This window comes from Ruminococcus sp. (assembly GCF_019417665.1).
Classification (GTDB): domain Bacteria; phylum Bacillota; class Clostridia; order Oscillospirales; family Ruminococcaceae; genus Ruminococcus_C.
In genome coordinates this window covers 21,776-33,623 of record NZ_DXUU01000033.1, presented here as the reverse complement: position 1 = coordinate 33,623, position 11,848 = coordinate 21,776, and the positions used below count along the sequence as shown (strand labels likewise).

Here is an 11,848-nt window from a genome sequence, read left to right as displayed (position 1 = left end):
TATTATACTAGGTTTTTCTCTGTTTGTATAGGGGGTTTTTAGAGATGCCCTATATTTAAAAAGGGGTGGTTTATCATGAAATTTTCAGAAAAGCTGCGGAATCTGCGCATGGAAAAGGGTCTCTCCCAGGAGGAGCTTGCAGGTATTTTTGATGTCAGCCGGCAAACTGTCTCCAAATGGGAAGCAGGGGCATCCCTCCCGGAGGTGGACAAGCTGATTGCACTCAGTGATTATTTCCAGGTCACCATTGACTATTTACTCCGGGACAAACAGATCTTTGCTCAATGTCCCGAAACCCTGGACAGATCCATACTCCAGTTTCTCGGCTCTTCCTACGAAATGGAAGGTATCTCAAAGCATTTGGTGCAGATCGTAGAGGACGGCGTCATTGATGCAGAGGAAATGGTGCAGATGGAGCATATTATCTGCACGCTGGATAAAATCGCAAAGAACATCGAAAAGATCCGGGCAGTCTTTCACCAGGAACACCCGGCAGAAACAGAAAAGGAGTGAACAGACCATGAAGCCTTTCGATATTTTCAAAAAAACCATGACCTTTGTCTGGATACGCCTCGGCATAAATCTTGCCATTTCCGTAGGTGTAATTCTCTGGACCATTCTCTGGGTGGCAATTGCCACAGCCATCGGACATCCCGTTGCCGGACTATTGGCACTCATCGCCATTGTCGCATCGACAAAACTGGTAGGACTGGCACAGCAATACGCCGGATATATGATTAAATCGGCACAGATTGCCGTCATTGCGGAAACCTTCCGTACCGGAACTGTTCCTGATCAAATGGTTCAATTCGGCAAGGAACAAGTTAAAGGAAAATTTGCCACCGCAAATGTTTATATTCTGTTGGACAAACTGGTCAGCGGCTCTGTGCGGCAAATCAATAAGGCAGTGAACACCTCTGTGGGTTGGATCGAAAATATCATTCCCCAAGCAGCGTTTCTTACCAATATCCTGAAAAAATTTGCGACACTGACACTGACCTATGTGGACGAATGCTGCCTGTGTTACACCTTTATGAAAGACGATCAGTCTCCTTTTAAATCTGCGGCGGACGGCGTTGTCATCTATTTTCAGAACTGGAAAGGGCTTCTGAAATCTTCAGCAAAGGGAACTGGTATTGCCATTCTGGTAGAACTCATCGTGGGCGTTATCATATTCCTACTCGCCCTTGCTGTGGTAAAACTATTCGGCACCGGCTTCGGGTGGATCGTTGCACTGATTGTTGCAATTTGCCTGGTATACAGCCTGCGTGACGCATTCCTGGGGTCGTACATGATGATCTACACCATGGAAAATTTCAACCGGGAAGTACAGACCGGAAAAATTTCTGTGGATCTCTACGGAAAACTCTGCGGCATGTCCAAAAAATTCAAGGAACTTTTCGAAAAGGGCAATGGCGAGACCGTACAGCAGCCTGCATTTGCCGCAGTCGGCGACGTTTCCATGGACGGAACCGCTTCGAGTACACAGACGGAAAAGCATTGTGACAGTTGCGGTGCAGAAGTACCTCTCCAATCACAGTTTTGTCCCAACTGTGGAAAACAGGTATAATGCAGAATCTCTTAAACATGAACTGAAAAATCCCCCTGCACTCCGCCATATGGGAGTACAGGGGGATTTGTATTATTTTCAAAAAAACCACTCAGGCGACGGAATTGACAAACATCTCATAGATGCAGCGAATCGCCTGTTCGAAGTCATTTTCCTTTACAGCAACAATGACATTCAACTCACTGGAACCCTGGTCGATCATGCGTACATTGATGCGTGCATGCGCCAGTGCAGCGAAGATCCGTGCAGCAACGCCGCGTGTCCGGCACATACCCCGGCCTACGACAGCGATGAGAGCAATGCCATCCTCTGTCTCCAGGGAATCCGGCTGTACTGCCTTGATGATCTCTGTGCGGATCTCTTCTTCCATCCCTTTCAGGTGATCAGAATCCACAATCACTGTCATGGAGTCGATACTGGACGGCATATGTTCCAGAGGAATATTGTGCTCTGCCAAGACATTCAGCACGTCACGGCAGAAACCGATCTGGCTGTTCATGAGATCCTTGTGAATATTGATGGATGTGAAATCCTTCTTGCCGGCAATTCCAGTAATCGTATAGGCAGACAGCTCTTCCTCTGTGCTGTCCGGTACGATCATGGTGCCCGGCTCTTCCGGTGCATTGGTGTTACGGATATTGATGGGAATACCGGCAGAACGTACCGGGAAAATCGCAGCTTCGTGCAGTACAGATGCACCCATGTAGGAAAGCTCACGCAGTTCCGTATACGTGATGGTACGAATGACCGCCGGATCTTCTACAATACGGGGATCTGCCACCAGGAAGCCGGAAACATCTGTCCAGTTCTCGTACAGCTCTGCCTTCACAGCACCGGCAACGATAGAGCCGGTGACATCGCTTCCGCCACGGGAAAAAGTCTTGACATAACCATCAGCGCCGCAGCCATAAAAGCCCGGAATTACGGCATTTTCCATTTCAGAAAGACGTTCCCGCAAAGTATCTGCTGTCTTTTCATCATCCAGTGATCCGTCCGGACGGAAGAAGATCACCTCTGCCGCATCCACAAAGGGAAAGCCCAGATATGCGGCAATGACCTTGCCGTTCAGATATTCCCCACGGCTTGCGGCATAGTCCTTTCCGGCACGCTTGCGGAAATTCTCTGCAATGACAGCAAATTCATCTGCCAGAGAAAAATCCATGCCAAGCCCGGCAATAATATCGTCATAGCGTGCCTGGATCGCATCCAGCTCACCCTGAAAATCAACGCCCTGTTCTGCCTGCCCATAGCAGGTATAGAGCATATCGGTCACTTTAATATCTTTGGAAAAACGCTTTCCCGGCGCAGACGGTACTACATACCGCCGCTGGGGATCTGCCTGAATGATCGCAGCTGCTTTCTGGATCTGACGTGCATCGGCAAGGCTGCTTCCACCGAATTTTACAACTTTGATTGCCATACTTGTATCCTGAGACTGACTCGTCTCGCTCCTCATGATAAATTTATGGTTTTTGCAGAGTACCATAGAAAAACTCTGGCAACAGTATTTTCGCTGCCCCTTTGAGAATCCATATTCTCAGAAATCTCACTATCGTGTGCATACTATAATAGTATATTCGTTTTCGACAAAAAAATCAATGGGGAAATACCACAATTTTTCGCTTTTTTTGATTGTGTTTTTGGCGAATACGCTTGTTCTTTTAGGACGGACAGACTTTACAGCACATTTCACTATCCGATTTCCCCAATCATATTCGTGTTTTGTGACAATGAAAAGAAATAATTCTTGTACAGTTTGCACAATTCATTATAGAAACCGTGCAATTCATCTAAAATCATAGGCTTTACATTATGATTTCATTGAGATTTGATATTGGACAGCGCAGGAGAACAATGATATACTGGTATTGTCAGAAAAAACAACGATGTCATGTAAGGAGAATTTCGAATGAGTGAAATGTTAGAAGCTGCAATGCTGATCTGTTTTGGATGTTCCTGGCCCATTAACCTTGTGAAGAATTACAAGTGCCGCAGTGCAAAAGGCATGAGTCTGCCCTTTATCTTGCTGCTGATCGTCGGCTATCTCGCCGGCATTTCCGCAAAGCTGATCCACGGCATCACCATGCAGAATGCATTTGTTCTGGCAGTTTATATCATAAATTTACTGATGGTGACGGCGAATTTATTTGTCTATTTCCGTAATTGTGCACTGGATCGCAAAGCAGAGCTTTGTGACGGGAGTGTCCCCAGCCAGATCGTTTATTCCAAGCTGGCACATCATGCGTCCTGAAACACCACAGGATACAGAAAAAGGGTTGGTCTCAACTTTCTGAGATCAACCCTTTTTGAATTAGAAATGTGGAGTTAGGAATGAGGAATGATGGTATCGCCTACGGCAATGTATCGAAATGCCTTAACTTTTCGTCGGCAGCGAATCAATCAGATGCACTAGGAATTGCAGCAGAGAGATCGCATCATCACTGCTCAATTCCCCGTCCTGTGCACAATCTGCATTGGCAAACGCCTGATCGCCCAGCTTCACTGCACCGGCAACTGCCTTGTTCAATAGTACTGCATCAGTAATATCCACTCTGCCGTCCAGGTTCACATCGCCGTACAATACCGTAACGTCTGCACCTGTACCAGAAGGTTTTGTTGCCGTCTCTGTAGAATCAGGCAAATCAGTAGTAGTGTTTGTGGTTGCAGCCGTTGTCTCTGTGCCGGACACTGTAGGAACAGTTGCTGTAGAGGCAGAGGTCGGTTTTGTTCCTGACTCTGAAACCGTTGTTGTTGTATCCGCAGACTGTTCTGTAGAAATCAACTGCGTCTCTGTGGGCTGTGAAGCCGATGTTGTATCAGCCTCTGTATCCGTAGTCACCGGCAGCTCTGTTGTTACAATCGGCGGTTCGGTCGTCTCCTGAGGCTGTTCCAATGTACCCACAGAAGTGAGGATCCACTTCTGGTCAGCACTGCCGTTCAGTGTCCACTGTACCACATTGCCGCCGTTTGCCGTAGAGGCACCTTCAATACCCAAACCACTTTTGTCTCCCGAAATCTTTGTCAGAATATGATATGTGCCGTCAGGATTTTTCACAAATTTGAACTGCTGCGCCGCCGTTTTGCTTTCGGTATAGATCTCAACATTGGTGCCGTCCGTGTCCTTGGCACGGGTGATATCCAGATAATAGGTCTTGCCATCCCCCAACTGGGAGTAAATATAATAGTATCCATCGCCCGCAGACTCCAGTGACCAGCTGTTATATTTGGCAGCACCATTTGCGCCCCACTGCTGGACATTCGCACCAGCTTCTGCGCTGCCGTTCTGTACTTCCATATAAAACTGGCTGTTGGCATTCTGTATCTGATAGATCTGAGTGGTATCCATGACTGCACCGGAGTCCGTCACCTGCTCCAGCACCCAATGTTGACAGGGATGCCCGTTCACTTCATACTGCTGGATATTTGCACCGTTTCCAGTCTCCGCATTGACAACCTCAACGCAGGAACTAAGATCCGATGCCTTTGTATAAATGGTATAGGAATCATCACTGTTCAGCGAAAACAAGAACTGTTGTGCTTCTTCCCGGTTGCTCTTGCTCCAGATGGCAACATTGGTGGCATTATCGCCGCTTCCGCCGGCAACATCCAGCAAGTAGGTGACTTTATCCCCCAATTGACTGTACAGATAATAATACCCGTTCCCGGCAGAAACTGCACGCCAGGTATTATGTGCCGCCGGTGTATCAGCACCCCACTGTTGTGCATTTGCGCCGTTCTGTGCCGCACCGTCTGCGACTTCCAGATACAGACCGCTGTTGACATTTTTCAGCATATACACTGCCCCGTCTGTAAGTACCGCAGCTGTGGGTTTTTCAGGCGTAGGCGGAATGGGATCGGTCACGCCTTTTTCCGGCACAGTAACAGAGATATACTCCGGCAGATCCTGATCCGAACCCAAGTAGAAGCTGGCATGAGGCGGCTGGTTATACGCCGTCTGCTGTGCTGAAACCTGTACCCGGTACTGGGGATCGTGCATCAGAGTCTGGATGCGATAATCCGTATCATAAGTCGTGCAATAAATGCGGATGGACTTGCTGTCTGCGGCACGGACAATGAGTTCCTCACGCCAGTCGCCGAAAAGATCCGCAGAAAGGCAGGGTGTACCCTTTGTGGTATTACAGGTATAATAGCCGTCTGTACTCAGAAGCGTTGTCAGCTTTCCATCTGCTCCCATTTTGGAGATCGTTGCCGGAGAATCGGTATAGCCGTCCAGGATCTCACGCTCCAGGTCGCCGTCCCAATAGGACAAAAAGTTGATTGCCGGGCGGCGACAGCTGAGGGTATTGCCATTTCCATCAAAGACATCGTTGCCCAGTCCCCAGAACTCAGCGCCGTCATTTCCCGTCCAGACATTGTCTGCACAGCAGCGTCCGGTGTCGCTGGAGCCATCTTTATGGAAAATTGTTTTACCGTTGCTGGCATCCACCAGAGAAACACCATAGGGCTTATCCTCATGGCAGATCCACAGTTCCAGACCGTCACGCTCCGGCAGCAGATCGCCCAGGTGCATGGCATCACCGTGTCCGGTATTCAAGCACCACAGCACAGAACCATTGTCGTCAATACAGGTTGCGCCAGTGATGATCTCCTGCTTTCCATCGCCGTCCACATCTGCCGCCATGCTGTTGTGGTTACCGTCGCCATAGCCTGCGGCAGAGGAACTGTTTCCGGTATCAAACGCCCAGCGCTTCACCAGTTTTTTATCTACCACATCATAGGCAGTGGCTGTCATACGAGTATAATAACCACGGCCTGTCACCACGCTGGGGTGCACACCGTCCAGATATGCAACAGTACCCCAGAACCGATCCACACGATTGCCGTATTTATCGCCCCATTTGGAGACCGTTCCCCGTGCCGGTTCATAATCCACAGTATCCAGTGCAGTACCAGTGAAACCGTCGAAGAGGGTATAATACTCCGAGCCGCTGAGCACATAGCCGCTGGAATTCCGATAATCCTTGGATGCATCGCCGATAACATTACCCTGGCCGTCTACAGTACCGTCTGCGGTTTTACAGGTCATCTCTGCCCTGCCGTCGCAGTCATAATCGGCCACGAAAAACTGCGTATAATGTGCACCGGCACGAATATTTTTCCCCAGGTCGATCCGCCACAGCCGTGTGCCGTCCAGACGGTAACAGTCAATATACACATTACCCGTAGAACCTTTTTGGGAATTGTCCTTCGAATTGGAAGGATCCCATTTCAGGAAGATCTCGTACACGCCGTCGCCGTCCACATCGCCTGTGGAACAGTCGTTGGGTGAATAAGTACAGCTGCTGCTGGCAGGCGGATCCAGGGGCAGCTGGAAACAGCTCTGATCCGAGGTCAAAGCGCAGGTGGAGGAGGAAACCACGGTGCCGTTTTTCACCGTGTCCACACGGTATGTATCGCTGCTCTTACCGCCAGCATCCAGATAACAAGTGGCATCTGACGCTCCGCTGGTATAGACCAGTGTCGTTCCACGATACAACTGGAATTCCGTATTCTCCGAATCGCTGGCAAGATACCGCCAGCTCACCAGCATACCAGAACCAGTATTCACAGCAGAAATACCCCGATCCAGATACTCCATCTGATAGCTGCCTGCTGCCGAAACTGTCTGCACTGCATCCGGCACCGCCGTTCCCAGCATCGTCACACTCATTGCCGCAGCAGTGAGCCATGCTGCAAATTTCCTCTTCATCCGTATCACCTCATGATTTTTCCAGCGTTTCATCCATAAAACGCTCATTTTAATCTTATCCTATTATAATATATTAAGTGTATAATGTCAATGCACATGTTGAATAATTTTTGTTTGTTTTGCAAGTGCAGTTTTGCTATATTTTCAGCGGCAGTTTGAGTTTCGAAATTCTTTTGCGTCTCCATGAAACATTTTCCGTCAATGGGTGTATATCATAGTGAGCGTACCGATCAAGAGGTGAAATACATGGAAGAAAATTGGATCGCACAACTGAAAGCGGATGAAGAAACAGCGCTGGAGACTATCATACAGCACCGCAGCGGCTATGTCTATACCATTATCCGTAATTTTTCTCGGGGCAGACTGTCCCCGGAAGACATGGAAGAGCTTACCGCAGATGTCTTTGTCCAGCTCTGGCGTAACCGAAGCCGTTTGAAAGCAGATGCACTGCTGTCGCCGTATCTGGCTGCAATTGCAAGAAACGCCGTAAAAAACCGATTTCGTGCCATGGGAAAACATGCGCCTGTGCGCCAATCCCTGGAGGAACTGACCCTGTCCGACCCGAAAGATCTCTGCGGCGATACAGAGAATCTGGAGGCAATCGCCTGTCTCATGAAGGGACTGGACACGCTGTCAGAAACCGACCGGGAAATGATCATCCGATTTTATTTTTATGGAGAAAAAACCTCAGAGATCGCACAAATGCTCAGTCTGACCGATACTGCAGTTCGGCTCAGGCTCCATCGAAGCAGAGGTAAACTCCGGAAATTCATGATAGAAAGGGGTTTTGACCATGCAGAATAAACACGACTGGTACGAAAATATACCACTGCTGCATCTGGAGGAAGATCCGGCACGAACCCGGCGCATCCAGGAACAGGTCATGCAGCAATTGCCGCACATGGCAGAAAGGGAAACACATATGAAACAGAAATCCGTTCTCCGCCGCATCCGCCCTCTGATCTGCGCTGCCGCAGTTATTGCCATCGGCGCTGTCTCTCTGGTAACAGTCAATGCTGCCACAGACGGAGCACTCTTTACCAAGGTGACCATGTACATCAACGGCGAAAAGACCGATTTTGACGCACGTATGATCGACCAGGACGAGGACACCATCACCTATGAATTTGTAAAAAACGACAGCAGCAATGACGGCGAAAACCAGGACGGCACATTCCGTGTCTATGAAGAAGAAAATGGTCTGAGTTTGGAATGCGAAGGTGATCCGGGCGATGACGTTGCTGTGGAATTCGAGATTCCGGATTCCGCTTTGGAAACCACAGTAGAAGGGGCAGAATAAGTTTTGATTCCATATGGAATGATGGGTATCGCCTGCGGCGATGTATTGGAATCAAAAATAACTTTTTTCATCCGTGAGCACAGCGAACACTGCTATTCCTAATTCCTAACTCCTCATTCCTAATTCCAAAAAAGAGATGCACCGGGTCTCCCATGCATCTCCTTTTTCTATATCTACTTATTTTTGCCGGACTTTGCCTTTTCCATCTGAGAAGTCAACCGCAGAACTGTTTCGTTCATGCGATCCCAAGAATACTGATACGCTTCCCGGCGGACATTTTCGGCAAATTCCGCCTGTTTTTCCTCCCGAAAATAGCGTATCACCGCTTCTGCCAGGGCATCAGCATTTTTTGATTCGACCACATAGCCGGTTTTGCCGTCTGCCACAACCTCCGGCAGACCGCCCACATCTGTCACAATGACCGGCTTTTCAAAGCCATATGCTACCTGCACCACACCGCTCTGGGTCGCCGATTCATAGGGCAGCACCACCAGATCTGCCGCCGCAAAATATTTTTCCACTTCCTTGTCGGGCACATAGCCCCCCACAAGCCGGATATGTTCCTTTGCGCCGGACGCCTCAATGAGTGCCATGTACTCTGCCTTTTCCTCATCGCTGCTAAATTCGCCCACCACCAGCAGTTCAATATCGCTGTCATAGGCGATAATGGCAGGCATTGCCCGGAGCAAATGCTTCAAACCCTTATATTCCCGGATCAATCCGAAGAACAACAGCACTTTCTTTTCCGGCGGCATCTGGATCTCCGTTCTCGCCTGTGCAAAGGTCATATTTTTCATCCGAAACACATTCAGGGTGGGCAGCACCGTTGTCTCATAAATGGGCTGGGGCACAATGGTTTTCAGATCCTCTGCGTCCATATGGGAATGGGTGATGAAACCGCTCCCCTGTTTCAGTACTGATCGTGCCAGTTTCCGATCCATGGGAAAACGTTCGTGAGGGAAAACATTGTGGCAAACAAACAGAATGGAATACCGTTTCAGCAATCCGGCAAGACTGCGGTAGCAAGGGGCAAAATAAGGATGCCACCACTGCATGATAATATAATCGGGGTCGATTTTCTTGATGCGGTTTGCCGTCTGCACCCAATTCAGGGGGTTGGCGGTATTGATCCAGAATTGTGCATCCTCGATTTTTGTGGTATCGTTCTGATAATCCCGCTGTTCCTTATGGAACAGGAGTTTCGGGTACTGCATCTGATAGGAAACGGTATACACGTCAAATTCCTTTTTCAGATTTTTTACCATAAGACCGGTATAATGGGAAATCCCACCCTTAAACGGATAGACTGGTCCGATCATCACTAGCTTTTTCATAGCTTGCTATCACTCTCATTCCATTCGACAAAAAGCCATCCATTTCGTCTTTTTTCTTATTATAACAAAAATAACGCAAAAGGTCAATGTTTTCATAAAATGAAATCGCCGCAGGCGGCTGCCTCCTTAAAAATGGATGAGTAATATTCTTGAATTTACACTACATGGATTTGATTCTCTGCTGACAGAAAAACAACTGCAAACGCAAAAAAACCGTACCCGGCATTCACCGGATACGGTTTTTTATCTATAAAAGATTTTCAAGGGGAGCGAATTAATACATGCCGCCCATGCCGCCTGCCGGAGCAGCTGCTGCCGGCTCTTCCTTCGGAATGTTTGCCACTGCGCTCTCTGTGGTCAATACCATAGCTGCAATAGAAGCTGCATTCTGCAGTGCACTTCTGGTAACCTTTGTCGGGTCAACAATGCCGCTGCTCATCATATCGCAGTAAGTCTCGTTGTATGCATCGAAACCATAGCCAACCTTGCGGCTGCGTCTGATCTTGTCAACGATAATGCTGCCTTCCAGACCAGCATTGGCTGCGATTTGACGAAGCGGTGCTTCCAGTGCACGGAGTACGATCTTTGCACCGGTCTTTTCGTCGCCGTCCAGAGACGGGAGCAGCTTTTCTACTGCCGGGATCGCATTGATCAGTGCAGTACCGCCGCCGGCAACCATGCCCTCTTCTACAGCTGCCTTTGTTGCAGACAAAGCGTCCTCAATGCGCAGCTTCTTTTCCTTCATCTCAACTTCAGTCGCAGCGCCAACCTTGATCACAGCAACACCGCCGGACAGCTTGCCGATGCGCTCCTGCATCTTCTCACGGTCAAAGTCAGAGGTAGAAGCTTCGATCTGGTGCTTGATCTCGGTAATTCTCTCCTGGATCGCCTCAGAAGTACCAGCACCGCCTACCAGGATAGTGTTTTCCTTGTCGATAACAACCTGACCTACCTGACCCAGCATATCCATGCTTGCATCGCTCAATTCCATGCCCAGATCAGAGGACAGAACTGTACCGCCGGTCAGGATTGCAATATCCTGAAGCATTTCCTTTCTTCTGTCGCCAAAGCCCGGAGCCTTGACAGCAGCGCACTTGAAAGTACCACGGATGTTGTTCAAGATGATCGTAGTCAGAGCCTCGCCCTCGATATCCTCAGCAATGATCAAGAGCTTCTTGCCCATCTTTACGATCTGCTCCAGCAGCGACAGAATGTCCTGAATATTGTTGATGGTCTTATCGGTGATGAATACCAGCGCATCATCATAAACGACCTTCATCTTCTCACGGTCTGTTACCATATACGGAGACATATAGCCCCGGTCAAACTGCATACCTTCAACTACTTCGCTGTAGGTCTCTGCGGTCTTGCCTTCTTCAATGGTAATGACACCGTCAGTAGAAACCTTCTCCATTGCCTCAGCGATCAGCTTGCCCACAGTCTCATCTGCAGAAGAGATGGTAGCGATACGCTCGATGTCTGCGGTTCCCTCGATCTGCTTGGAATTTGCCTTGATGCTGTCTACTGCAACATCGACAGCCTTTGCGATACCCTTACGCAGAACCATAGGATTTGCGCCGGCAGCAATGTTCTTCACACCCTCGTGAATGAGGGATTGTGCCAGAACGGTAGCAGTTGTAGTACCATCGCCAGCAGCATCGTTTGTTTTAGTAGCAACTTCACGAACCAGCTGTGCGCCCATATTCTCAAAGGGATCTTCCAGTTCAATGTCCTTTGCAATGGTAACGCCGTCGTTGGTCACCAGCGGTGCACCGAATTCACGATCCAGAACCACGTTGCGTCCCTTCGGACCCAAAGTGATCTTTACGGTGTCTGCCAGCTTGTCGATACCAGTGATCAGACCTTCTCTTGCATCTGCATTATACTTAATATCCTTTGCCATGATCAAAAACTCCTTTTCTCATTATAATGTA

General features: G+C 48.8%; 9 protein-coding genes. 5 read left to right on the top strand and 4 right to left on the bottom strand.

Going from position 1 to position 11,848, the window contains the following annotated elements; genetic code table 11:
• The first annotated feature begins 75 nt into the window (after positions 1–75).
• Positions 76–513, top strand: a complete 438-nt coding sequence (locus QZ375_RS09440) for a helix-turn-helix transcriptional regulator (protein ID WP_295218303.1) — start codon at positions 76–78, stop codon at positions 511–513.
• Between the two features lie 7 nt (positions 514–520).
• The gene (locus QZ375_RS09435; protein WP_295218300.1) at positions 521–1,570 is read left to right on the top strand and encodes a zinc ribbon domain-containing protein; all 1,050 of its coding nucleotides are present in this window, start codon (positions 521–523) and stop codon (positions 1,568–1,570) included.
• 91 nt (positions 1,571–1,661) lie between these two features.
• Here the strand turns inward: QZ375_RS09435 and QZ375_RS09430 are convergent, their stop codons facing one another.
• Positions 1,662–2,990, bottom strand: a complete 1,329-nt coding sequence (locus QZ375_RS09430; protein ID WP_295218298.1) for an aspartate kinase — start codon at positions 2,988–2,990, stop codon at positions 1,662–1,664.
• A gap of 489 nt (positions 2,991–3,479) precedes the next feature.
• Between QZ375_RS09430 and QZ375_RS09425 the strand changes: the two genes are divergently transcribed.
• Positions 3,480–3,821, top strand: a complete 342-nt coding sequence (locus QZ375_RS09425) for a PQ-loop domain-containing transporter (RefSeq protein WP_295218296.1) — start codon at positions 3,480–3,482, stop codon at positions 3,819–3,821.
• Positions 3,822–3,944: 123 nt separating this feature from the next.
• On the opposite strand, the gene QZ375_RS09420 is transcribed toward QZ375_RS09425, so the two are convergent.
• A complete protein-coding gene (locus QZ375_RS09420; protein WP_295218294.1) occupies positions 3,945–7,280 on the bottom strand; it encodes an RICIN domain-containing protein in 3,336 nt (1,111 codons plus the stop codon).
• 246 nt (positions 7,281–7,526) lie between these two features.
• On the opposite strand from QZ375_RS09420, the gene QZ375_RS09415 reads away from it, so the two are divergent.
• Complete coding sequence (locus QZ375_RS09415) at positions 7,527–8,084, top strand: sigma-70 family RNA polymerase sigma factor (RefSeq protein WP_295218292.1); 558 nt, start codon at positions 7,527–7,529, stop codon at positions 8,082–8,084.
• Entirely contained in the window at positions 8,074–8,580 is a 507-nt protein-coding gene (locus QZ375_RS09410) for a hypothetical protein (protein ID WP_295218290.1), read from the top strand. The genes QZ375_RS09415 and QZ375_RS09410 overlap by 11 nt, the downstream gene beginning before the upstream one ends.
• A 173-nt stretch (positions 8,581–8,753) precedes the next feature.
• Here QZ375_RS09410 and QZ375_RS09405 read toward each other — a convergent pair whose 3' ends face one another.
• Entirely contained in the window at positions 8,754–9,914 is a 1,161-nt protein-coding gene (locus QZ375_RS09405; RefSeq protein WP_295218288.1) for a glycosyltransferase, read from the bottom strand.
• Between the two features lie 274 nt (positions 9,915–10,188).
• Positions 10,189–11,817 carry a chaperonin GroEL gene (gene groL, locus QZ375_RS09400; RefSeq protein ID WP_295218286.1) on the bottom strand — a complete coding sequence of 543 codons (1,629 nt, stop codon included), beginning with the start codon at positions 11,815–11,817 and terminating at the stop codon, positions 10,189–10,191.
• Positions 11,818–11,848 lie beyond the last annotated feature (31 nt).